At 62.8% G+C, this 23,765-nt stretch carries 22 protein-coding genes; 16 read left to right on the top strand and 6 right to left on the bottom strand.

Translation table 11 applies throughout. The features are described 5' to 3' along the window. Positions 1-78 precede the first annotated feature (78 nt). Entirely contained in the window at positions 79-2,715 is a 2,637-nt protein-coding gene (alaS, locus tag BPRO_RS14495) for an alanine--tRNA ligase (protein ID WP_011483822.1), read from the bottom strand. A 92-nt stretch (positions 2,716-2,807) separates the two neighbouring features. After that, a complete protein-coding gene (locus BPRO_RS14500) occupies positions 2,808-4,223 on the bottom strand; it encodes a PLP-dependent aminotransferase family protein (protein WP_011483823.1) in 1,416 nt (471 codons plus the stop codon). 180 nt (positions 4,224-4,403) lie between these two features. On the opposite strand from BPRO_RS14500, the gene gabT reads away from it, so the two are divergent. The 8 genes from gabT (at position 4,404) to BPRO_RS14540 (ending at position 14,013) form a co-directional block, all read left to right on the top strand. Continuing rightward, positions 4,404-5,696, top strand: a complete 1,293-nt coding sequence (gabT, locus tag BPRO_RS14505; RefSeq protein WP_011483824.1) for a 4-aminobutyrate--2-oxoglutarate transaminase — start codon at positions 4,404-4,406, stop codon at positions 5,694-5,696. 39 nt (positions 5,697-5,735) lie between these two features. Next, positions 5,736-6,845: an ABC transporter ATP-binding protein gene (locus tag BPRO_RS14510; RefSeq protein ID WP_011483825.1), complete on the top strand. Its 1,110-nt coding sequence runs from the start codon at positions 5,736-5,738 to the stop codon at positions 6,843-6,845. Positions 6,846-6,920: 75 nt separating this feature from the next. Further along, positions 6,921-7,949 carry an ABC transporter substrate-binding protein gene (locus BPRO_RS14515; RefSeq protein WP_011483826.1) on the top strand — a complete coding sequence of 343 codons (1,029 nt, stop codon included), beginning with the start codon at positions 6,921-6,923 and terminating at the stop codon, positions 7,947-7,949. 19 nt (positions 7,950-7,968) lie between these two features. Next, positions 7,969-9,219 carry an ABC transporter permease gene (locus BPRO_RS14520; protein WP_011483827.1) on the top strand — a complete coding sequence of 417 codons (1,251 nt, stop codon included), beginning with the start codon at positions 7,969-7,971 and terminating at the stop codon, positions 9,217-9,219. A 26-nt stretch (positions 9,220-9,245) separates the two neighbouring features. Then, on the top strand, positions 9,246-10,070 hold the full coding sequence (locus tag BPRO_RS14525) for an ABC transporter permease (protein ID WP_011483828.1): 825 nt from the start codon (positions 9,246-9,248) through the stop codon (positions 10,068-10,070). A gap of 295 nt (positions 10,071-10,365) precedes the next feature. Then, on the top strand, positions 10,366-11,844 hold the full coding sequence (locus BPRO_RS14530; RefSeq protein WP_011483829.1) for an NAD-dependent succinate-semialdehyde dehydrogenase: 1,479 nt from the start codon (positions 10,366-10,368) through the stop codon (positions 11,842-11,844). Positions 11,845-12,049: 205 nt separating this feature from the next. Continuing rightward, positions 12,050-13,540, top strand: a complete 1,491-nt coding sequence (locus BPRO_RS14535; protein ID WP_041388841.1) for a CYTH and CHAD domain-containing protein — start codon at positions 12,050-12,052, stop codon at positions 13,538-13,540. A gap of 143 nt (positions 13,541-13,683) precedes the next feature. Further along, positions 13,684-14,013, top strand: coding sequence for a hypothetical protein (locus BPRO_RS14540; RefSeq protein WP_157045804.1), 330 nt, complete (start codon positions 13,684-13,686; stop codon positions 14,011-14,013). A 151-nt stretch (positions 14,014-14,164) separates the two neighbouring features. On the opposite strand, the gene BPRO_RS14545 is transcribed toward BPRO_RS14540, so the two are convergent. Both BPRO_RS14545 and BPRO_RS14550 read right to left on the bottom strand, forming a co-directional pair. Then, complete coding sequence (locus tag BPRO_RS14545) at positions 14,165-14,569, bottom strand: cupin domain-containing protein (RefSeq protein WP_011483832.1); 405 nt, start codon at positions 14,567-14,569, stop codon at positions 14,165-14,167. Between the two features lie 109 nt (positions 14,570-14,678). Beyond that, entirely contained in the window at positions 14,679-15,137 is a 459-nt protein-coding gene (locus BPRO_RS14550) for a carboxymuconolactone decarboxylase family protein (protein WP_011483833.1), read from the bottom strand. Between the two features lie 371 nt (positions 15,138-15,508). On the opposite strand from BPRO_RS14550, the gene BPRO_RS14555 reads away from it, so the two are divergent. The 8 genes from BPRO_RS14555 (at position 15,509) to BPRO_RS14585 (ending at position 21,582) form a co-directional block, all read left to right on the top strand. Continuing rightward, positions 15,509-16,423, top strand: coding sequence for an RNA polymerase sigma-70 factor (locus BPRO_RS14555; RefSeq protein ID WP_011483834.1), 915 nt, complete (start codon positions 15,509-15,511; stop codon positions 16,421-16,423). Positions 16,424-16,459: 36 nt separating this feature from the next. Beyond that, positions 16,460-16,918, top strand: coding sequence for a carboxymuconolactone decarboxylase family protein (locus tag BPRO_RS14560; protein WP_011483835.1), 459 nt, complete (start codon positions 16,460-16,462; stop codon positions 16,916-16,918). Positions 16,919-17,116: 198 nt separating this feature from the next. After that, positions 17,117-17,869: an SDR family oxidoreductase gene (locus tag BPRO_RS14565; protein WP_011483836.1), complete on the top strand. Its 753-nt coding sequence runs from the start codon at positions 17,117-17,119 to the stop codon at positions 17,867-17,869. Positions 17,870-17,963: 94 nt separating this feature from the next. Continuing rightward, positions 17,964-18,062, top strand: a complete 99-nt coding sequence (locus BPRO_RS30500) for an EVE domain-containing protein (protein ID WP_232291410.1) — start codon at positions 17,964-17,966, stop codon at positions 18,060-18,062. A gap of 184 nt (positions 18,063-18,246) precedes the next feature. Beyond that, positions 18,247-19,725, top strand: a complete 1,479-nt coding sequence (locus BPRO_RS14570) for an RNB domain-containing ribonuclease (RefSeq protein WP_011483837.1) — start codon at positions 18,247-18,249, stop codon at positions 19,723-19,725. A 103-nt stretch (positions 19,726-19,828) separates the two neighbouring features. Continuing rightward, the gene (locus tag BPRO_RS14575; RefSeq protein ID WP_011483838.1) at positions 19,829-20,104 is read left to right on the top strand and encodes a YkvA family protein; all 276 of its coding nucleotides are present in this window, start codon (positions 19,829-19,831) and stop codon (positions 20,102-20,104) included. Positions 20,105-20,267: 163 nt separating this feature from the next. After that, a complete protein-coding gene (locus BPRO_RS14580; RefSeq protein ID WP_011483839.1) occupies positions 20,268-20,732 on the top strand; it encodes an EVE domain-containing protein in 465 nt (154 codons plus the stop codon). A gap of 136 nt (positions 20,733-20,868) precedes the next feature. Then, complete coding sequence (locus BPRO_RS14585; RefSeq protein WP_011483840.1) at positions 20,869-21,582, top strand: YebC/PmpR family DNA-binding transcriptional regulator; 714 nt, start codon at positions 20,869-20,871, stop codon at positions 21,580-21,582. A gap of 164 nt (positions 21,583-21,746) precedes the next feature. Here the strand turns inward: BPRO_RS14585 and BPRO_RS14590 are convergent, their stop codons facing one another. Both BPRO_RS14590 and BPRO_RS14595 read right to left on the bottom strand, forming a co-directional pair. Next, the gene (locus tag BPRO_RS14590; protein ID WP_011483841.1) at positions 21,747-22,688 is read right to left on the bottom strand and encodes a ketopantoate reductase family protein; all 942 of its coding nucleotides are present in this window, start codon (positions 22,686-22,688) and stop codon (positions 21,747-21,749) included. A 66-nt stretch (positions 22,689-22,754) separates the two neighbouring features. Next, the gene (locus BPRO_RS14595; RefSeq protein WP_011483842.1) at positions 22,755-23,684 is read right to left on the bottom strand and encodes a LysR family transcriptional regulator; all 930 of its coding nucleotides are present in this window, start codon (positions 23,682-23,684) and stop codon (positions 22,755-22,757) included. Positions 23,685-23,765: the final 81 nt, after the last annotated feature.

Here is a 23,765-nt window from a genome sequence, read left to right on the forward strand (position 1 = left end):
CCTTCAGCCCAGCCATAGCACGGGGAACAAACCATCAATAAGATAGCAAACCACCCCGCTACCTGAACACCGGTCCGATCAGGCGCGCTCGGTCACCCAGGCTCGCACCGATTTCAGCGCGTCATCCAGCCGGGAGGCATCGGTGCCGCCAGCCATGGCCATGTCGGCCTTGCCGCCGCCCTTGCCACCCACCTGCTGGGCGACAAAGTTGACGAGCTCGCCGGCCTTGACCACAGTCACACTATCAGCGGTGACGCCCGCGGCGATTTGCACCTTGTTGCCATCCACTGCAGCCAGCACGAAGACTCCGGTCTTCAGCTTGTCCTTGAGCTTGTCCATGGTTTCGCGCAAGGTCCTGGCGTCGGCACCTTCCAGCCGGGCGGCCAGCACTTTCAGGCCCTTGACGTCAAAGGCCTGAGCCATGAGCTCGTCGCCTTGCGACGACGCCAGCTTGCCTTTGAGGGCGGCAATTTCTTTCTCCAGCGACTTGACCTGGTCCAGCACCTGGCCAATACGCTGCTGCAGTTCTGTCGGGCTGGCCTTCAGCGAGCCAGCGGCGGCCTGAACCGTGGATTCGAGCGACTGCAGGTAAGCCAGCGCGTTCTCGCCGGTGACGGCTTCGACACGGCGCACCCCGGCGGCCACGCCGCTCTCGGCCACAATTTTGAACAGGCCGATGTCACCTGTACGCGTCACGTGGGTGCCGCCGCACAGCTCCTTGCTCGAGCCAATGCTCAGCACGCGCACCTTGTCGCCGTATTTCTCGCCAAACAACATCATGGCGCCGGTTTTCTGCGCCGCTTCCATATCCATCACGCTGGCGTCGGTCGCCACGTTGGACAGGATCTCGGCATTGACGCGCGCTTCGATCTCGCGAATCTGGTCGTCGGTCACGGGTGCGTTGTGCGCAAAGTCGAACCGCGTGCGCTCGGCATTCACCAGGCTGCCCTTTTGCTGCACATGCTCGCCCAGCACTTCGCGCAAGGCCTTGTGCATCAGGTGGGTGGCGCTGTGGTTGCGCACGGTGGCGGCGCGCACGGCCAGATTGACACGCGCGTTGACATGGTCACCGACATTCAGCGTGCCCTGCTCCACCGTACCATGGTGACCGTACACGTCCGACTTGATCTTGAGCGTGTCGCCCACGGCAAAGTGCGCCGAGCCGCTGATCAGCTCGCCCTCGTCGCCGACCTGACCGCCGCTTTCTGCGTAGAACGGGGTGGTGTCCAGCACCACCACGCCGCTTTGACCTTTTGTCAGCGCAGCAACGGGCACACCGTCTGCGTAGAGCGCGACGATTTTTGCGGTTTCTTCCAGGCGCTCATAACCAGTGAAGGTATTGCCGCTGCCTGCGTACTCCAGCGCGCGGTCCATCTTGAACTTGCCGGCGGCACGCGCCTGGTTTTTCTGCCTGTCCATGGCGGCGTTGAAACCGGTCTCGTCCACATCCACGCCCCGCTCGCGGCAAACGTCGGCCGACAGGTCCAGCGGAAAACCATAGGTGTCATGCAACTTGAAGGCGACATCGCCGGGCAACACCTTGGCCCCGCCGGCGAGCGCCGTGTCCAGAATCGTCATGCCGATTTCGAGCGTCTCGAAGAAGCGCTCTTCCTCGGCCTTGAGAACGGCAGTGATGCGCGCCTCGTCGGTCCTGAGTTTGGGATAGGCATCGCCCATCAGCCTGGCCAGGTCGGCCACCAGCTTGTGGAAAAACGGCGTCTTCTTGCCCAGCTTGTAGCCATGGCGGATCGCGCGGCGGATGATGCGGCGCTGCACATAACCGCGGCCTTCGTTGGACGGGTTGACGCCGTCGCTCACCAGAAACGCCGTGGCGCGAATGTGGTCGGCAATCACGCGCAGCGACTTGTTGTTCAGGTCTTTCTCGCCCGTTTCGCGGGCGGCGGCCTTGATCAGCGCATCGAAAACATCGATCTCATAGTTGCTGTGCACATGCTGCAGGATGGCGGCGAGGCGCTCCAGCCCCATGCCGGTGTCCACACAGGGCGCAGGCAGCGGCTTGACCGAGCCGTCGGGCTGCATGTCGAACTGCATGAACACGTTGTTCCAGATCTCGATGTAGCGGTCGCCGTCCTGCTCGGGCGAGCCCGGCGGGCCGCCGGCAATCTCGGGGCCGTGGTCGTAAAAGATCTCGCTGCAGGGCCCGCAGGGGCCGGTGTCGGCCATCATCCAGAAGTTGTCGCTGGCGTACTTGGCGCCCTTGTTGTCGCCGATGCGCACCACGCGCTCGGGCGGCAGGCCAATCTCCTTGGTCCAGATGTCGTAAGCCTCGTCGTCATCGATGTAGACGGTAGCCCAGAGCTTGTCGGCCGGCAATTTGTAGACGTCGGTCAGCAGTTCCCAGGCCCATTTCAGCGACTCACGCTTGAAGTAGTCGCCAAAGCTCCAGTTGCCCAGCATCTCGAAAAAGGTATGGTGGCGCGCGGTGTAGCCGACGTTTTCCAGGTCGTTGTGCTTGCCGCCGGCGCGCAGGCAGGCCTGCACACTCGCGGCGCGCACGTAGCTGCGCTTGTCGGTGCCCAGGAACACGTCCTTGAACTGCACCATGCCCGAGTTGGTGAACATCAGCGTCGGGTCGTTGCCCGGCACCAGCGAGCTGGACGGCACCACGGTGTGGCCCTTGGACGCGAAGAAATCAAGAAAAGACTTGCGAATATCTGCGACGGTGAATGCGGGCGTGGAAGTGGGATGGCTCATGGTCTGGGAAATTGGTTTTGGCAAGGCAGGCGCCCTCGGGCTGACCCGCTTCGGCTGAGTCATCGATTATAGGTTTGAGGGCACGCCCCCACTTATTGGGCGGTCTGCCGGCCCAGATCAATTCGTCGGGACAAAAACCGCCATAAACGTTCATCGTCGCTGAAAGCCACGTTAAAGCGAAGCCAGCCCGTGGGATGGGGTTCGAGCAAAAACAGTTGCCCCGGCCCGAGCATGATGCCCTCGGTCGTCGCGTCCTGGGAAAGCACGGCGCTATCGGGGAGATCAGGGTGCCGGGCCCACAGGTACATGCCGGCCCCCGGCTCATGAAAGAGCTCAAACCCAAGACCGGTCAGGCTTTTCTCTGTCTTGCGGTGCGCCAGGGCCAGGCGCTCGCGAAGCGACTTGAGGTGTTTGCGCCAGCGGCCATCGGTGACCACCCCAAAAGTGAGCCGCTCGGCGATGTCCGAGGATGTGAGCCCCGAAATCATCTTGAGCTGGGCCAGATCCTCAATCAGGTCGCGCCCGGCCAGCAGGTAGCCTACGCGCAGGTTGGGCGAAATTGTTTTTGAATAGCTGCCGATGTACACCACGCGCCGCAACTGGTCTAGGCTCGCCAGGGTGGACCGGGGCATCGGGTCCATATCGGCGTAGATATCGTTCTCCACCAGAGTGAACCCGTGGGTTTCAGCCAGTTGCAGCAGGCGGTGCAGATGGGCCGCCGACGCAATTGAGCAGGTCGGGCTCTGCAGGCGGGGTTGCGTGAAGAAAGCCCTCGGCTTGTGGGTGGCCAGCAGGGACTCAAGAGCGGCGAGATCGTAACCCGTGGGGGTACGCGGCACGCCTATCAGGTTGGCGCCCAGAAAGCGCAGCATGAACATCAGGTTGGGGTAACCGGGGCTGTCCACCAGCACCGTATCGCCCGGCTTGACCAGTTGGCGAGCCACCAGGTCAAGCGCCTGGCTGGACCCCTGCGTCAGCAGCACCTGGTCCACTTCGACCGCGATCTGGTTTTCGGCCAGCGCCTCCGCAATGACCATGCGCAAGGCCATGTGCCCGTAGGGAAGGCCGTAACCCTCCAGCGAGGACCCGTCGGCCGACAGGTGCCGCATGCTGCGCCGCAGCGCGTCACCGAAGAGAAAGTCGTGCGGCAACCAGCCGCACCCTGGCTTCATCGGCAGATTACGGTTCTCAAAAATCTGCTTGAGGTACCAGCGCGCATCAAATTTAGGCTGCTCGGGCTGCGCATACGGAGCGCCCGATGCACCATCATCGCCCCTGCGTTTGACGAAAAAACCGGCGTTGGCACGTGAAACGAGCCAACCCTGGGCGACGAGGCGGTCGTAGGCCTCCACCACCGTGAAGACGCTGACCCCGTGCGCGGCGGCGAAACCGCGGATAGAGGGCAGTTTGACCCCAGGTTTCAGGGTTTGCCCGGCAATCATTCCACGCAGACCGTCGACGATCTGGCTCACCAGTGGAGTCTGGAGTTCCGGGCGAAGTGTGAGCATCAAAAAACCAAAAAAGCCAAATTGTGCATTGCGTGCCCCATGCACCGGGTTGGGGAATCCATGTACAGCATTCTAGACCCGCACAGTGTGTTGAAAACACCGCAAAGCTGTACATGGACGGGCCTTGAACTGACTTCTACAGTCCAGACGTCCCACCACCAAATTCATTTTTTCACCACCATGCCGTCAAATCAACCTACCACCAACGCCGCCCTCATGGCTCGCCGGAAAGCCGCCGTCGCACGCGGCGTCGGCCAGACGCATGAGATTTTTGTCAGCCGGGCACGCAACGCCGAGTTCTGGGACGTTGAAGACCGCCGCTACATCGACTTTGCCGGCGGTATCGCCGTCCTCAACACCGGCCACCTCCATCCGCAAGTGATTGCCGCCGTCAAAACCCAGCTTGACCTTTACACACACACCTGCTTTCAGGTCGTCGCCTATGAGCCCTACGTCGAACTGTCGGAAAAGCTCAACGCGCTGGCGCCCGGCAACTTTGCCAAGAAAACCCTGCTCCTGAGCACCGGCGCCGAAGCGGTCGAAAACGCCGTGAAGGTGGCCCGCGCCTACACGAAACGTCCGGGAATCATCGCCTTTACAGGCGGCTACCACGGCAGGACCAACATGACGCTGGGCATGACCGGCAAAGTGGCGCCCTACAAGCTGGGTTTTGGCCCGTTCCCGGGGGAAGTTTTCCATGCCCTGTATCCCAACGTGCTGCACGGCGTGAGTGTGGACCAGGCGCTGCACTCCGTCGAACTGATCCTTAAAAACGACATTGAAGCCGAACGCGTGGCCGCCTTCATCCTCGAGCCCGTACAAGGCGAGGGTGGGTTTTACATTGCACCGCCGGAATTCATCACCGGCCTGAAGGCACTGGCAGACCGTCACGGCATCCTGCTGATTGCCGACGAGGTGCAAACCGGTGCAGGCCGCACTGGAACCTGGTTTGCCAGCGAACAATGGCCTGTGGCTCCGGACCTGATCACGACGGCCAAGTCGATGGCGGGCGGCTTCCCCATCTCCGGCCTGGTCGGTCGCGCGGACGTCATGGATGCGCCGGCCCCCGGTGGGTTGGGAGGTACCTATGCGGGAAGCCCCATCGGCTGCGCCGCAGCACTGGCCGTACTCAAGGTTTTCGAGGACGAAAAACTCCTCGAACGCAGCAAGGCTCTGGGCGCCCATCTGCTCAAAGGTTTGCGCGCCATCGCGGAGAAAGAAGTGACCATTGGCGACGTGCGGGGCCTGGGTGCCATGGTGGCGATGGAGCTGTTTGAAAACGGAGATGTCGCCCGCCCCAACGCCGCATTGACGCAACGCGTGGTCGCCGAAGCAGCGCGGCGCGGGCTGATCCTGCTGTCGTGCGGCACCTACGGCAATGTGATCCGGATTCTGGTTCCCCTCACGGCAAACGACGCCTTGCTAGACGAAGGCCTGAAAATTCTGGCAGACAGCTTTTCCGCATTGCGCTAATGTGCATGACCAGCGTGTATGACCAGCCCGGGAACGACGATGACTAAAAACGATTTCCTTGTACGCTTTTCAAGCGTGCAAAAAACCTATGACGGCGAGCAGCTTGTTGTGCAGCAGCTCGACCTCGACATTCATCGCGGGGAATTCCTGAGCCTGCTTGGGCCGTCCGGCTCCGGAAAAACCACTACGCTGATGATGCTGGCCGGTTTTGAATCCCCGACGGCGGGCGAGATTTTCCTGAACGGCTCGCAGATCACGAGCACGCCACCCCACAAGCGCAATTTCGGCATGGTGTTCCAGAACTATGCGCTGTTCCCGCATCTCACGGTGGGGCAGAACGTGGCCTATCCGCTCACGGTGCGCAAGGTGTCCCGGGCGGATCAGGATCGCCGCGTGCAGCGCGCCCTGGACATGGTTCGCCTCACAGGGATGTCAGACCGGCTGCCCGGACAGCTTTCCGGCGGCCAGCAGCAGCGCGTCGCACTGGCACGGGCACTGGTATTTGAGCCCCAGCTGGTGCTGATGGATGAACCGCTGGGCGCGCTCGACAAGCAGTTGCGCGAGCACATGCAGATTGAGCTGAAAGAGTTGCACCGGCAACTGGGCGTGACTTTTGTCTATGTCACGCACGACCAGGGCGAGGCCCTGACGATGAGCGACCGGGTGGCCGTCTTCAACGACGGCGCGATCCAGCAACTGGCCCCCGTGGAAGAACTGTATGAGGCACCCTCAAACCGTTTCGTCGCCGGTTTCGTGGGCGACAGCACCCGGCTCAAAGGAAAACTTTTCGGCGGGCAGCCCGGCGGCGAGAGCCGGGCCGGCATTGAATTGCCGGATGGCCGCGTGCTCCACGGCATCAACGTCAATCACCCGACCGCGGGTGCGCAGGTAGAGGCTTACATCCGGCCGGAGCGCATTGTGCTGCACCGCCAGACGCCCGCCTCATCTGCCGATGTGCTGCCTGCACGCGTGGCACGCGTGATTTATTTTGGCGATCACCTGCGACTGCTGTGCGAAGTCGGCCCAGGCCAGGCAGAAGCCACGGTCAAGCTACCCCTGACCCTCCTGAACGGCTTGGCGCCACCGCAGCCCGGCGACGCTGTTCATCTCGAATTTCCGGCTGCGTTTACGCGGATCTATGCGGTGTAACCGCTTTCTCCCTTCACGGGTTTTCGACGTTCACCTTCACTTTCACTTTTCATCAACCACCGAGGAAATAGCACCATGAAGAAACACATCATTGTCGTCAGCGCGGCCTTGTGCCTGTCGCTGCCCGCATTGGCGCAGCAGCAAATTACCGTCGTCAACTTTGGCGGCGCCAACGCCAATGCGCAGAAAAAAGCCTACTACGAGCCCTATGAAAAGGCAGGCACAAAAGTTGTTGCCGTCGAATACAACGGTGAGCAGGCCAAGATCAAGGCCATGGTCGAAACAAAGAAAGTCACCTGGGACGTTGTCGAGGTCGAAGCGCCCGATGTCCAGCGCGGTTGCGACGAGGGACTGTTTGAAAAAATTGACTTCAGCAAAATCGGCACCAAGGCGGACTTCCTTCCAGCCGCCGTCACCGAATGCGGTGTGGGCGTTTTCGTCTGGTCCACCGTGATGGCCTGGAACGCGGACAAGGTCAAAACCGCCCCCGCCAGCTGGGCTGATTTCTGGGATGTCAAGAAGATTCCCGGCAAGCGCGGCATGCGCAAGGGAGCCCGCTACAACCTGGAGTTCGCCCTGATGGCCGACGGTGTCAAACCCGCCGACGTCTACAAGGTCCTGGCTACCAAGGACGGCGCCGACCGCGCATTTCGCAAGCTGACCGAGCTCAAGCCCAACATCCAGTGGTGGGAAGCCGGCGCCCAGCCCGCCCAGTTTCTGGTGGCTGGCGACGTGGCACTCAGCACCGTGTACAACGGCCGCATTGACGCCGCCAACCGGGAAGGCCGCAACCTGAAAATCTACTGGCCAGGCGGCATTTACGACCTGGACTACTGGGTCATCCCCAAAGGCGCCCCCAACAAGGATGCGTCGATGAAGTTCATCGCCTTCGCCAGCCAGCCCGCCACGCAGGCCGTGTATGCCCAGAACATTGCCTATGGCCCGGTCAACACCAAGGCCCTGAGCAAGCTCGACAAAAAGGTACTGGACGACTTGCCGACATCGCCGGCCAATGCGAAAGAGGCCATCCAGATGAACGTCGGCTTCTGGGCCGATCAGGGTGAGGCGCTTGAAAAACGCTTTGCCGCCTGGGCCACGCAATAAGCCGCAGGAGCAACACCCCATGAGCAGTATCACCAGCACCGTCCTTCAGGTTGGCGACGCCTGGGCGTTGCGCCGGGCACTGTCGCGCGCCGATGCCCGCCGAAAATGGCGCGCCTTTGCGCTTACGATGCCCTTGCTGGTGTTTCTGCTGCTGACCTTGCTGATTCCGATTGCCGCCCTGCTGCAGCGCGCCGTTGAAAACCCCGAGGTCGTGGCAGCCCTGCCGCGGACGGTGCAAAGCCTCAAGGGCTGGAACCCCGAGACCACGCCAGCACCCGCAAGTTACGCGGCGCTGGTGGAAGACCTGGGCCACCTTTCAGACAGCGCGGATGCCGGTGCGCTGGCGCGGCGGCTCAACTCCGAAGTGGCGGGAGCGCGCTCCCTGGTGATGGGGGCGTACCGTGCGTTGCCCGTCACCGGTTCTCCGGAGGAGATTCAGGCAAAGCTTCTCCAGCTCGATCAACGCTGGGGAGAACAACCCTTCTGGCAGGCCATCGCCAAAAACAGCTCTCGCTGGACGCCCGATTATTTGCTCGCTTCGGTCGACCTGCGACGCAGCAGCCAGGGTGCTGTGGAACGCATGCCCGAAGACCAGCGCGCGTTTGGCACCATCTTGCTACGCACTTTTTACATCAGCTTTGTCGTCACGCTGTTTTGCCTGGTGCTGGCTTACCCGCTGGCCTGGTGGCTGGCGTCATTGCCGGCACGCAAAGCGAACCTTCTGATGATTCTGGTGCTGGTGCCCTTCTGGACCTCAATCCTGGTTCGTGTCGCGGCCTGGATCGTTTTGCTGCAATCCGAAGGTCTGGTGAACCGCGGGCTGATGGGCATAGGTCTCATCGACAGCCCGCTGCCCCTGTTGTTCAACCGCGCCGGCGTGGTGATTGCCATGGTGCACATCCTGCTCCCCTTCATGATTTTGCCGCTGTACAGCGTGATGAAGAACGTGCCCGCGACCTACATTCGCGCCGCGGTCTCATTGGGGAGCGCGCCCCTGTCAGCGTTCTTTCGTGTGTACGTGCCGCAAACCTATCCCGGCATCAGCGCCGGGGCCTTGCTGGTCTTCATTTTGTCGATTGGCTACTACGTCACCCCCGCGCTGCTGGGCGGCGCCGACGACCAGATGCTGAGCTATTACATCGCCCGCTACACCAACGTGGAAGTCAACTGGGGCATGGCCTGCGCCCTGGGGGCACTGCTGTTGACGGCCACCATGATTCTTTACGGCGTTTACCGGCGCATCGGCAAATCCGAACTCAACCTCGGTTGATATCCTCTTACAGGCGTCAATACATCATGTTCAAAATCAAAGGGCCAGTGTTCCCGCGCTATGCCACCTTGTCGGACAAGGCCGGCTGGTGGCTGCTGCGCGCCGCCTGCGTTGCCACACTCGCCTTCCTGCTGGCACCCGTGCTGGTCATGGTGCCGCTGTCATTTTCTGACAGCTCTTTTTTGACTTACCCCATACCGGGCTGGTCATTGAAGTGGTATCGCAACCTGCTGGAGTCGCCGGAGTGGGTAAGGGCCGCCAAAAACAGTTTCATCGTGGCACCCGCCGCAACCGTGATTGCCACTGCGCTGGGCACGCTGGCCGCCGTGGGTCTGTCCAGAACCAACTTTCGCTTTAAAAGCCTGCTCATGGGCATTCTCATCGCGCCCATGGTGGTTCCGATTGTGGTGGTGGGTGTCGCGACCTACCTGTACTTTGCACCGCTTGGCCTCACAGACAGCTACATCGGACTGATCGCCGTACACGCCGCGCTGGGAGCCCCTTTTGTCCTGACCACGGTGCTGGCGACCCTGTCGGGCTTCAACCATAACCTGGTGCGCGCCTCACTGAGCCTGGGTGAGACGCCGGTCAATACATTTTTCAGGATCACCTTGCCGGTCATTGCGCCCGGTGTCATCTCGGGTGCGCTGTTCGCGTTTGCCACCTCGTTTGATGAAGTGGTCGTCACACTTTTTCTGGCTGGCGCCGAACAGGTAACACTACCCAGGCAAATGTTCACCGGCATCCGTGAAAACATCTCGCCCACGATCGCAGCCGTGGCAACCCTGCTTATTTTGTTCACCACCACCTTGCTCGTGCTGCTGGAATGGCTACGCGGACGCCGGAGCTGAGAAGACTCTTCGTGCTGGCTTACTTCTCGCTGCGGCAGGGCAAATGGCTAGGCACGGAAAGAGGCATGTCTCAAACCTTTCCCCCGCCAACAGCGAACGCAGGTCTGCGGCGTAGAGTACCCGGGTGATCTGGCACTGGTGCGCAACATGGTGCTCGATCGCAGGATCACCCGGATTGCGAAATGGGAACAACCCCCCCCTGGGGCGTCGAAAAAGACCCGAAAAACCGTCTGACCTGAAACCGGTCAAAATCGTCCTATCACCCGACAACACCCCTTTTGCAGGAAATTTACCCATGGACATGAAAACCTCCCCCATCTCCCTTCTCAAAGACCCGAGCCTTTTCAAGACCGACGCCCTGATCAACGGCCAATGGGTGGCGGGTGGCTCGCGTTTCGACGTCAACGACCCCTCCAATGGGCAAAAACTCGCCGACGTGGCGAACCTCGGGTCGCAAGACGCCGAGGCGGCGATTGCCGCGGCCAACGCGGCCTGGCCCGCCTGGCGCAGCAAAACCGGCAAGGAGCGCCACGCCATTTTGATGAAGTGGTACCAGTTGCTGATGGCCAACCAGGAAGACCTGGGCCGCATCATGACCGCCGAGCAGGGCAAGCCTTTTGCCGAGGCCAAGGGCGAAGTGGCCTATGGCGCGAGCTTTGTCGAGTGGTTTGCCGAAGAAGCCAAGCGCGTCAACGGCGAGACCCTGCCCCAGTTTGACAACAACCGCCGCCTGATGGTCATCAAGCAGCCCATCGGTGTGTGCGCCGCCATCACACCATGGAACTTCCCGCTGGCCATGATCACCCGCAAGGTCGCCCCGGCCCTGGCCGCAGGCTGCCCGGTGGTCATCAAGCCCGCCGAGCTCACGCCGCTGACCGCGCTGGCGGCCGCCGAACTGGCCGTGCGCGCCGGCATCCCGGCGGGTGTGCTCAATGTGCTCACCGCCGACAGCGCCAACAGCATTGCGGTGGGCAAGGTGTTCTGCGCCAGCGACGTGGTGCGCCACATCAGCTTCACCGGCTCCACCGAAGTCGGCCGTATCCTGATGGCCCAGAGTGCCCCGTCCGTCAAGAAGCTCTCCCTGGAGCTGGGCGGCAACGCACCCTTCATCGTGTTTGACGATGCAGACATTGACTCGGCTGTCGAAGGCGCGATGGCCAGCAAGTACCGCAACGCCGGCCAGACCTGCGTCTGCGCCAACCGCATCTATGTGCAGGACGGTGTCTATGACCAGTTCGTCGAAAAATTCGCCGCCAAGGTCAAGCTGCTCAAGGTCGGCAACGGTTTTGAAGACGGCGTGGTGCAAGGCCCGCTGATTGAAGACTCCGCCGTAGACAAGGTGCAGCGCCATGTGGCCGACGCCCTGGCCAAGGGTGGCAAACTGCAGGCAGGCGGCCACAAGCTGCAGGGCCAGTTTTTCGAGCCGACCGTGATCTCTGAAGCTACTGCCGACATGCTCTGCGCCCGGGAGGAAACCTTTGGCCCGTTTGCGCCGGTGTTCCGCTTCAAGGCCGAACAGGAAGCCATTGACGCGGCCAACAACACCGAGTTTGGCCTGGCCAGCTACTTCTACAGCCGCGACATCGGCCGCATCTACCGTGTGGCAGAAGCACTGGAATATGGGATGGTCGGCATCAACGCCGGCGTGATCGCGACGGAACACGTGCCCTTTGGCGGCGTCAAGCAGTCGGGCCTGGGCCGCGAGGGCTCCAGCCACGGCATGGAAGAGTACGTGGAGATGAAGTACCTGTGCCTCGGGGACATCCTCAAATAATCAAATAGTTAAATAGGAATAAGAAGGCGGCAAAGCGGCGGCTTGTGCGCCGCATTGGCCGCCCTGCAGGGCGGGGCCTGCCTGCGGCCTTGAACCCCGGTAGCCGCGCAGCATCATTCGGTCGCAGGCCTTTCGGCAGGCCTCGCCCTTGTCGACGCATCGCAGTACCATGGCTTATTGCGTGCTCCTGCTGAATGCGACGGCAATGGAAATCGAACTCAAGCTGCGTTTGCCCCCGTCTGCGCTCGATGCGCTGCGGGCCGATCCACTGCTGGCGCCCGTCCGTGCGACCCACAAGCAGCTCGACAACATCTACTTCGACACACCGCAGCGCAGACTGGCGCGCGCCGGCATCGCGCTGCGCCTGCGTCGCGACGGCAGGCGCTGGCTGCAGACTGTCAAGGGCGGCAGTAACAGCCAGGCCGGCTTGCACCAGCGCGAAGAAATCGAGTTCAGCGTGGCTGGCCCGGCCCTCGAATGGAAGCCGCTGGCTGGCACGGCTTTCGAGCCCGTCCTCAAACCGCTGAAGAACCAGCTGGATGTCCAATTTCGAACCCGCTTCAAGCGCGAGATCCGGCAGCTGCGCGGGGCTACGGGCGCGGAGATCGAGCTGGCCATCGATCAGGGGGAAATTCTTGCCGGCAGCCATAGTGAGCCCCTGTGCGAAGTAGAGATGGAGCTCCTCAACGGTTCAGTCGATGACCTGTTCACGCTGGCCCTGCAGTTGGCCGAACGCCACCCGCTGGTACTGGATAGCCGCAGCAAGGCAGAGCGCGGCAGCCGGTTGGCCCAAGGCGCGCCGCTGGCACCGCCCGTCAAGGCAGCCATGCCGCAGTTGCCCCCGGATGCCGGCGCACAAACAGTGGCACGCCTGGCCATTGAAGAATGCCTCGCCCACTGGCAGGCCAACGAAGCAGGCTTTCTGGCTCAACCCGGCAACAGCGAATACCTGCACCAGGTACGCGTCGCGGTGCGGCGCTTGCGTGTGGCCTGCGGTCCGCTGGCCCGTGCAGCCCACTGGCGCAATGAAGCGCTCACACCGGCTAGAAGCAGCCTGCGCGAGCTGGGCCAGCGGTTGGGCGCGGCGCGTGATTGGGATGTGTTCATCGAAGAAACCTGGCCACAGCTGGCCAGCCACCTGAACGACGCTGCAGCGCGTCAAGCCCTGCAGGAGACTGCAGAGCTGCTGCGTGACACCGCCCGCCTGCAGGCCCGGGCTGCATTGGAAGGGCGAGAGACCCAGCGCCTGTTGCTGCAACTGGGCCGATGCCTGGCGCGACCGGACGATGCCGCCACCCATTCACCGGACGATCTCACAGCCCGGCTGGACCAACTCGACCACACGCTGCGGCGGGCGTTGCCCAGGCTTGCACGCCTGAGCCCGGCGCGTCTGCACCGCTTGCGCATCGCGGCCAAGAAGCTGCGCTATCTGACCGAGTTCGTCGGCAGCCGCTACAACCTCGGCGCCGTCGACGACTGGCTGGCGTGGCTGAAGCACGCGCAAACCATCTTCGGCGGGCGCAACGACCAGGTGGTGGCGCAAACACGAATCGAGGCCCTGTGCGCCAGCGCGGAGCCCCCATCAAACAAGGCCCATCACGCGCTCCTGGCGGCGCTGCGCAAACAGCCTCTGCCCGATCTCTGCCTGCCGCCGCTTCCCGAGGCTTATTGGCGGAAGAAAACGGCCTCCCCATAACAGGACTCACCAAGCGGGTGTAGTTCAATGCCAGAACTGAGCCCTCCTCTATAAATGGCATTTTTTAATAACTACCTACGCCCAAACCTGCGCCACGTGAAGCGCAACGCTCGCTCGATTTCAGGCGCCCGGATTGATTGGCCTTGGCAAACTATTCCTTAGCCATCTCCCACTTTGAGCGCGCTACGGTAACGCCATTCGCAACCCCGACGACACGCCCCACCCCCGAAGACATCGGCGCCACCTTCCAGGTCAGCTTGTCCCTGGACTTGCCTGCCTACAAACCGAAACCGGCGATTGGCCCGCTGCAGCACGGCCTCTTTGTGATCAGCGGCCAAGTTGCGGCCGGCCAATGGTCCCTTATCCCCAACACGTCGCCCACCAAGAGGCCCACCGGGACAGACGGCCGGCCGCTGAACCAAATAACCGCCGAAGCGAGGGAATGCGCACATACCCGCGATCAAGAAATGTGACTGCAATGCGTTCCGGTCAAAGACAAACTGATCCAAATTGGACTGAACCCCGCGGACTGCATCACCAACCCAACGCCGGTCTCTTGCACACCACGGTGAGGCAACCGTACCGCTTTTTTCAGCCCGGCTTGCCGGCCCTGCTCATCTCACTTCACTTCACGAGTTCCAGGACCTCACCCTTCTTCTTTTTGATGAGCACCACCAGGAACTTTGCGGGCTGGGTGGTGCTGGCATTGCGGCCAACGGTGTGAATGTCATTGGGGCCTTCATAAAAAGTCTGCCCCGGTGTCAGCGTGACTTCTTTGCCGCCCTTGACCTGCATCACGATGGAGCCTTCGAGCACGTAGATAAAACCGTGTGCGCGGTGGCGGTGCACAGGGTCGGCAGCGCCGGGAGCGTAGTCCACGGTGATGACCAGGCCTTCCTTGCCGGGCAGATCGGAAAGATCTTTTGACATGAGCGGCGCGACGCTGACGCCGTCGATGCCGCTGGCCAAGGCTTGCTGGGCGAGCAAGGCGCTTGCCGCCAGAAACAGGGGTATACAGATTTTCTTCATGGTTTGACTCTTCAAGTTTGTTGGCGAGACCGGGCCCACGCGCAGGCACGCGAGCCCGCTCCCGACGGGATGAATTTCAGATGCCGGGTTGCGGATCAAGGGATTCCGGTCACTCCAGCGGCTTGCCGGACGGCGGTTGCCGCATGCCCACCGCCATGCGGTTCCAGGCGTTGATCAGCGCGGCCACCCAGGTGAGTTCGACAATTTCCTGCTCGCTGAACTGACCCTGCAGCGCCGTGAAAGCGGTGTCGTGGTCGCCATGCTCGCCGGCGAGCCGGGTCATCGTTTCGGCCCAGGCCAGTGCGGCGCGCTCACGCTCGCTGTAAAAGCCGACTTCGCGCCAGGTCGAAAGGCTGTTGATGCGTTGCCAGGTTTCCCCGTGCTTGCGCAGATCGCGCGCATGCATGTCGACGCAAAAGGCGCAGCCGTTGATTTGCGACACACGGCTCTGCACCAGTTCGATGAGGGGCATGCCCAGGGTGGAGGTGGCGGTTACGGCACCCACGCTGGCCATGGCCTGGTAGGCCTTGGGTGCGAGTTGGGTCCAGGGGAGTCGAGCTTCGGTCATGTGTTTCCTTCGGGTTTAAGTGACTCGGAATTGAGATTCACATACCTACAAGGCGGCTGTCAGTGCCGTTTTGTGACACAAACTGCCCTGCCTGCTGAAATTTCAGCGACTTTTTTCAGAAAAACGTTTTTTCAGCAGTTCAGGATGCAACCGGCTGCGCGAGCTTGTCGGGGTGCACTGGCAGGGATGCGCACCATGCGTTCGCCGTTGGTCTTAAAAGACTGCACCTTGTGATCGCTGCCAGCGCCGCGAGATTGCGGACCCATGCTGCCATTGCACATACCGGTAGGAGAGCGTAAAAAGGTCTATTCAACTTGCATTTGAAATGGCGTCGCTGTCACAAGACGGTGGCGTCAAACGTCTAGGTAGCTATGAACGACGCCACCGACACATTCAACCGCCTCCGCCCTCGCTTGCAGGGTATTGCCTACCGCATGCTGGGCTCCTCGGCCGAGGCCGAAGAAGTCGTCCAGGATGCGTGGCTGCGATGGCACGAGGCCGACCAGGATCACCTGGAGAACACGGAGGCCTGGCTCGTTTCCGTCACCACGCGCCTGGCCATTGACAGACTGCGCACGGCCAAGATCCAGCGCGAGCACTATGTCGGCACATGGCTGCCGGAGCCCCTGCTCTCCGATTCCCCAGTCTCGCCGGAGCAGATGCTGGAGCGAGTCGACGACGTCTCGGTTGCCTTCCTCGCACTGCTGGAGCGCCTTGCTCCCGAGGCCCGTGCGGCCTATTTGCTGCGCGAAGTGTTTGATGCCGACTATGGTGAAGTGGCCGAGGCCCTGGGCAAGACCGAGCCCGCCTGCAGGCAACTTGTTCACCGCGCCAAGGTGCAGCTACAGGACCAGCGGCCGCGGTACACCGTCGCTCGAGAGACCCAACTGCGGCTGCTGCGGGGGTTCGCTGATGCTGCCGTGCGCGGCGAGTTCGCTGCGCTCAAAACCATGCTTGCTGACGACGCGCAGCTGATCGGCGATGGCGGCGGCAAGGTGCCCAGCTTTGGAGTCCCGCTGGTGGGCGGGCAGCGCATCGCACAGCTGTATCTCGCCACCAGCCTGCGCTACCCCAACCTGGTGCGATTCGAAGTGGTTGTGCTCAATGGTCAATGGGGCTTGCTGCGCTTCATCGATGGCGCCCTGGAGTCGGCGCAGTCGCTCGAAACGGATGGGGAGCGCATCGTGCGCATTCACGCGCAGCGCAACCCGGACAAGCTCGCCCGCATCGCCCAGGCATTGGGCCGCGATCTCAATGTCACAAGTCAGCCCCCTCAAACGTCTTGAGTCTGTGTATCCCAACCATGACTCAAAGGTAAAACCATGAACGAACCCCGCCTCCACTGGACCGACATCTCTCCCAAGGCCTATCAGGCCATGGCCGGCGTCGGCGCCGCCACCTCCAAGTCTTCGCTCGGCCCCGTCCTGATGGAACTCGTGCAGACGCGCGTGTCCCAGCTCAATGGCTGCGCCTTCTGCCTGGACATGCATGCGCGCGATCTGCGCAAGCATGGCGAGACCTGGCAGCGCATCAACAGCCTGTCGACCTGGCGCGAAACCGGCCTGTACAGCAAGCGCGAGCGCGCCGCGCTGAACTGGGCCGAGACCACGACCAGGCTGGTCGAGTACCACGGCAGCCGGGATGCCGACTTCGATGCACTGAAGAGCCAGTTCAGTGACCAGGAAATCGTCGAACTCTGCTGGACGATCGCACAGATCAACGCCTGGAACCGCATGGCCATCAGCATGCAGGTGCCGGTGCCTGAAAAGCCCATCCAATGAGTGCCCACCGAAGACGCTTTCTCGCTCGCTGAACGAGATCCAGGCGATTTATGCAAGGCACGATGGTTTTCTTCAACGGCGGGGACAGCAGATTTCACCCCGCGTTGTCACAACCGACCATCGTCAAACGTCTTGTGTTGTATGGATGGTTGCAGGGTGTCGCCGTCTTTAATTCTCCCTATTTAATGAAGGACTGACATGAAAATCGTCATCATCGGAGGCAGCGGCCTCATCGGCAAGAAACTTGCGGCCTTGCTTCAGCAGGCCGGGCATGAGGTGGCTGCGGCATCGCCGTCGTCGGGCGTCAACGCGGTGACCGGAGAAGGACTCTCTCAGGCGCTGGCCGGCGCTAAGGTCGTGGTTGACGTGACGAACTCGCCGTCGTTCGAAGACGAGGCCGTGATGAATTTCTTCAAGTCGTCGACCCAGAACCTGCTCGCCGCCGAACTCACCGCGGGCGTGCGCCATCATGTGGCGCTGTCAGTTGTGGGGTCTGAGCGCGTGCCCGAAAGCGGCTACTTCCGCGCCAAGGTGGCCCAGGAGTCAATCATCAAGGGCTCCACGGTGCCGTACACGATTGTCCGGGCCACCCAATTTTTCGAGTTCCTGGCATCCATTGCCTATGTGAGCACCCAGGGCCAGACGGTGCGTGCGTCGTCGGCCCGGTTGCAGCCGATCGCGGCTGATGACGTCGCTGCCGCGCTTGCGAAGGTTGCCACCGAGGCACCGCTGAACGACACCTGTGAAGTCGCAGGGCCCCAGTCATTCCGTCTCGACGAACTGCTGCGACGCACCTTGCAAGCCAGCAAGGACCCGCGGGAAGTCGTCAAGGATGACGACGCGCTGTATTTTGGAACGCGCCTCGATGACAAGTCCCTAACGCCCGGCGCCCATGCGCGGATCGGCACGACCTCGCTGGAAAGCTGGCTGGCAAACGCGGCCGCCAAATAGATCGGCATCTTCCCGGCGAGAGAAGCCAGCCGCTAAGTTCAACTCCTTCCAAAAATGACCCAACAAGGCAAACCCCATGACAAGCTGCTGGCTCATGAAATCCGAACCCGAGGAATGGTCGGTGAACGACGCGCTGGCTGCCCCCAGCTGTGTCGAGCCGGGCATCGTGGGCATGGCGCTGCGCAGCGCGTAAACGCAATCCCGTGACAACCTGCTGGCTGATGAAATCCAAACCAGCAGCTTGCCTGGCACAAGCCTCTCACCCTGCCAGTCAGCTTATTTGAGTCGCCAGACGTCCGGCCTGTCCGAAATGCGTCGCTGCAAGCCCATGGTCGGGGTCAGCGGGTACATTGGTACGAATCACTCACTGGCACCTTATGGACACCATCAATCTGCACCGAATCGCCGTCGAGGCGATGCACTCCCGAGGTTTGCTGCCCGCCTTTGCACCGCAAACCTTGCAAGAGGCCGAAGCCGCGCGCCGGACGGGCCCTGAACGCAATGGCACCATCCACGACCTGCGGCATCTGACCTGGTTCTCGATTGACAACGACGACACGCGCGACCTTGACCAGCTGAGCGTGGCCGAGCCGCTGGCCGCTGGCAGCACGCGCCTGCGGGTGGCCGTGGCCGATGTCGATGCCATGGTGCGACCCGGCGGTGCGGTGGATGGCCATGCGGCCGTCAACACCACCTCGGTGTACACGGCGGCCGGCGTGTTTCCGATGCTGCCGGAGGTCCTGTCTACCGACCTCACCTCGCTGCACGAAGGCCAGGAGCGCCTGGCGGTGGTAGTCGACATGCAGGTAGAAGCAGACGGCACGGTGTCCGAGTCAACCATCTACCGGGCGGCGGTGCTCAATCGCGCCAAGCTCACCTACGACGCCGTCTCGGCGTGGCTTGACGATGTGGGGCCACCACCGTCGCAGACCGCCAGCGTGCAGGGACTGGAGGATCAGGTGCGTTTGCACGACGCATTGGCCAGCCAGTTGCGGCAATGGCGCCAGACGCGCGGCGCGCTGAATGTCAACACGGTGTCCGCCCGCCCGGTGTTCAAGGACGGGCAACTGACGGACCTGCGCCCGGACGAGAAAAACCGCGCCAAGGACCTGATCGCCGACCTCATGATCGCGGCCAACGGCGCAACGGCCCGCTTTCTGGTCGACATGGGCTTCCCCTCGCTGCGCCGCTTCCTGCAGGCGCCGCGCCGCTGGGACCGCATCGTTGCGCTGGCGGCGAGCCATGGCGTGCAGCTGCCTGCGGCGCCCGATGCGCTGGCGCTCGACCGCTTCCTGTGCGCGCGGCGCCTGGTCGATCCGGCCGGTTTCGCCGATCTGTCGCTGGCGGTGGTGAAGATGCTGGGCTCGGGCGAGTACGCGGCTGCGCCCGCTACCTCGCCCAGTGCGGCCGGCGCGGCGGGTACCACGGGACTGGGGCACTTCGGGCTCGCGGTGAACGACTACGCGCATTCCACCGCGCCCAACCGGCGCTTTCCCGACCTGGTGACGCAGCGCCTGTTGAAGGCCGCCCTCGCCGGCGAGGTGCCGCCCTATTCGGCCGAACAGCTCACCGGGATCGCCCGGCATTGCACGCTGCAGGAAGACAACGCCAGCAAGGTCGAGCGCCAGGTGCTGAAGGCCGCGGGGGCCTGGCTGCTGCAAGGGCGCATTGGCGAGGTGTTCGGCGCCATCGTCACCGGCGCCGCGGCCAAGGGCACCTACGTGCGCATCAGCAGCCCCATGCTGGAAGGCCGGGTGGTGCGCGGTTTCGAAGGGCTGGATGTGGGCGACACGGTGCGCGTCAGGCTGGTGGCGGTGGATGCAGAAAAAAGCTTCATCGATTTCGAACGCGCTTGATTGGGCGGAATGTAACGCCCGGTGAACAAGCCCTTGCAGCAGGTACGGCCGGCGCCATTTGGGCTGAACACGGCCCGCTGGGGCCAGTCATCGAGGAGCTGCCATGTTGAAACGCCTGACCCTGCTGTGGGCCGTGCTGCGCGGCGACGCGCGGCAGCTGTGGTTTGCACTGCGCCACCCCAGCGCACCGGGCTGGCTGAAGCTGGGCACCGCGCTGATTGTGCTGTACCTCTTCTCGCCCATTGATCTCATCCCAGATGTGCTGCCCGTGATTGGCGTGGTTGATGACCTGGTGCTGGTGCCGCTGGCGATCCGCTGGCTGCTCAGGCGCCTGCCGCCGGATATTGCCCAGGCAGCGGCGAGGCGCCGCACCGGCTGACACCAGGCCGGTGTTCGGCTAAGCTGGGGGCTGAAACGCCCCCTCACCCTCTTTTTGCGCCAGGGCTGCGGTACAGGATCTGCGCCGCGCACTGATGCGTACTGACGTGTAGGGATGGCGCCCTTATTCGTGCAGATCGTGAAACCTTGACACCCACAAAACCATGAACTACTGGCTCATGAAATCCGAACCCGAGGAATGCTCGGTAGACGACGCGTTGGCTGCGCCCAAAGCCACGGTGCCCTGGGTGGGCGTGCGCAACTACCAGGCGCGCAACTTCATGCGCGATGCGATGCGGGTGGGCGATGGCGTGCTGTTCTACCATTCCAGTTGTGCCGAACCGGGCATCGTCGGCATTGCGCAGGTGGCGTCCACGCCCTACCCTGACCCGACACAGTTTGACCCGAAGTCGCCTTATTACGACGCCAAGTCAAAACCGGAGGAGCCGCGCTGGCTGCTGGTGGATGTGCAGGTGCTGCGCAAGACGCGCAACCTCGCCCTGCCCGAGCTGCGCGCCCATGAGGATCTGCAGGGCCTGGTGGTACTGCGCAAGGGCAACCGCTTGTCGATCACGCCGGTTGAGCCGAAGCACTGGCGGGTCATCTGTAAACTGCTGGGCATCCCGTAGCGCTAAGACCAAGCTGCGGATGACCTTTGCTTCGGTGGGCGCGAGGAGGCGGATGATGCGTGCATTCCTGGCCAGCCCCTATCAACACGTCAAAGACAACACGTCAAAGACGATACAACTTTAAGGAACATGAATCATGGGTGCACAGTGGAAAGCAAAAGGCAAGGCGCAGGCCGCCGATGCCCGGGGCAAGCTGTTCGGAAGACTGGCCAAGGACATCATGGTCGCCGCGCGCGGCGGGGCCGACCCGGCGTCCAATTCGCGCCTGCGGCTGGTCGTGGAGCAGGCGCGCAAGGTGTCCATGCCCAAGGACACGCTGGAGCGGGCCATCAAGAAGGGTGCGGGGCTCACGGGCGAGGCGGTGCATTTCGAGCACGTGATGTACGAAGGCTTTGCGCCGCACCAGGTGCCCGTGATGGTTGAATGCCTGACCGACAACGTCAAGCGCACCGCGCCTGAAATGCGGGTGCTGTTTCGCAAGGGTCACCTGGGCGCTTCCGGCTCGGTAGCGTGGGATTTTGACCACGTGGGCATGATCGAAGCCGAGCCCGTGGTTGCGGGCAGCGACCCCGAAGTGGCCGCCATTGAAGCGGGCGCCGAAGACTTTGAGCCGGGCCACGAAGAGGGCACCACGCTGTTCCTGACCGCCCCCACCGACCTTGACCTGGTGAGCCGCGCCCTGCCTGCCCAGGGCTTCACGGTCATTTCTGCCAAGCTGGGGTACAAACCCAAGAACCCGATTGACCCGGCGAGCCTGGACCCCGCACACCTGGAAGAAGTCGAAGCCTTCCTGGCCGCCATCGACGCAAACGACGATGTGCAGAACGTGTTTGTGGGCCTGGCTGGCTAAGCTCAATACGGTTCAGTCAAGGACTCGTGAAGCTCCCTCCCCTTCCGGGGGAGGATTGGGGTGGGGGCCAGCGACGACCAGGTCAGCACGGTGGCCCGACGCTCACGCCGTGAGCCCCCATCCCGGCCTTCCCCCAGCGGGGGAAGGAGATGATCGGCACTGCGCTAGCGAGCGGGTGACCCCGCGGCGGATTGCTGGCCTTCCAGCAACTTCACCAAGGCCCACAACACCCGGTTTGCCGGCGTGGCAACGCCCAGCGCCTCGCCGCGCTGCACAATCAGGCCGTTGAGGTAGTCGATCTCGCTGCGCTTGCCGCGCGCCAGGTCTTGCGCGGTGGATGAAAACTGGCTGGGCATGGTTTCAGCGATCTTGCGCACAGCGGCGTCCACGTCGCCGGGCACCTGCACGCCCTCGGCCTTGGCCACGGCCAGGCATTCGGCCACCACGTCGCGCATCACGTCTTTCACGCCCTCGCCCTGCACCGTTTTGCCATACGGCAGCTGGGCGATGGCCGAGACGGCGTTGTAGGCACAGTTGAGGATCAGCTTGGCCCACAGCGCGCCGCGCACGTTGCCAGAAATCTCGGTCGGCACGCCGGCGGCAATCAGGGCTTGCGCCACGACTTCGCTGGAAAAGGAGGCGGAACTGGCGGGCTCGATCACCAGCTCGCCGCGGCCGTGGTGCTTGACGTGGCCGGGGCCGGCCATTTCGGTGGCGACATAGACCACTGCGGCGGCCACGGCGTGCTGCGGCAGCACGGTGCGCAGGCGGTCGGCGTTGTCCACGCCGTTTTGCAGGCACAGCACCAGGGCGTCGGCCGACAGGTGCGGCCGTATCTGGGCGCCGGCCGATTCGGTGTCGGTGGACTTGACGCTGAACAGCACCAGGTTGGCGCCCTGCACCGCGCCCGGGTCTGCGCTGGCGGCCAGGCGCACGTGCTCGTCGAAGGTTTTGGTTTCCATGCGCAGGCCGTCGCGGGCGATGGCTTCCACATGCTGGGGCCGGGCGATCAGCACCACCTCGTGCCCGGCGCGAGCGAGCATGCCGCCGAAGTAGCACCCGACGGCGCCTGCGCCCATCACGGCGACTTTGAGGGATTGGGTCATGAGGTGGCTTTCAGAGAGATGCGAAGACAAGGATTGTGGGTCAAGTCCGCCGTATTTGCAGGCCGCCTAACCGAGGCTGCCGGCAAAGCGCCGGCCCAGCTGATCGCGCTCGAAAGCCTCGACCACAAAATCAATGAACACGCGGGTTTTGGCAGGCATCAGGCTGCGCGTGGCGTAATAGATCGAGATCGCGCCGGCATCCACATACCAGCGCGGCAGCAGCCTGACGAGTTCGCCGCGTTCAAGCCACGGCAGCACGTCGGGCACGGCAAGCAGCGTCACGCCCAGGCCCAGCAGCGCTGCGGCGCGCATGGCGGTCGGGTCGTTCACGACCACGGACTCGGTAAGGCTTGCCGGGATTTCGGTGCCGGCCGCATCGCGCATGACCCACTGGCGAACCCGGCTCGTTCCGCTGGAACGCAGAGCGATACCTTTGAACCCGGCCAGGCCCGCAGGGTCGGCTGGGGCCTGCTGGCCTGCCATATAGGCGGGCGACGCCACGGCGACCAAGTGGATCGGGGCCAAGGCGCGCGACACCACGCCCGGCGACAGCTCGAAGCCGCCGCCGATAGCTGCGTCATACCCCTCGGCGATCAGGTCGACCGGGCGATTTTCAAAGTGCCAGTCAGGGCGAATCAGCGGATAACGGTCCAGAAAAGCCGGCAGCAAGGGCACGATGTACTCGATGCCAAAGGTAGGCGACATGCTGACCTTGAGCGAGCCGACGGGGTCGCCGCTGTCGCTGGAGACGGCCGCGATGGCGGACTGCAGTGCGATGAGGTTGCCGCCAATCGAAGCCAGAAAGCGTTCACCGGCTTCGGTCAGCGTGAGTTTGCGGGTTGAGCGCTGAAACAGCCGCACGCCCAGGTTTCGCTCCAGCATGGCCACATTGCGGCTCACGGCGGCAGGCGTCAGCTCCAGGCGCCGCGCCGCCACGGAAAAGCTGCGGCCTTCGGCGCTGCGAACAAACGATTCGAGGTTGGCCAAGGTTTCCATTTCGCCATCTTAAAGCAATGCTTGAAAATAATTCAATCAATTACTGTCTTATCAAAAGGCAATCAAAAACCCATCATTCAC

Source organism: Polaromonas sp. JS666 (assembly GCF_000013865.1).
Lineage (GTDB): Bacteria > Pseudomonadota > Gammaproteobacteria > Burkholderiales > Burkholderiaceae_C > Polaromonas.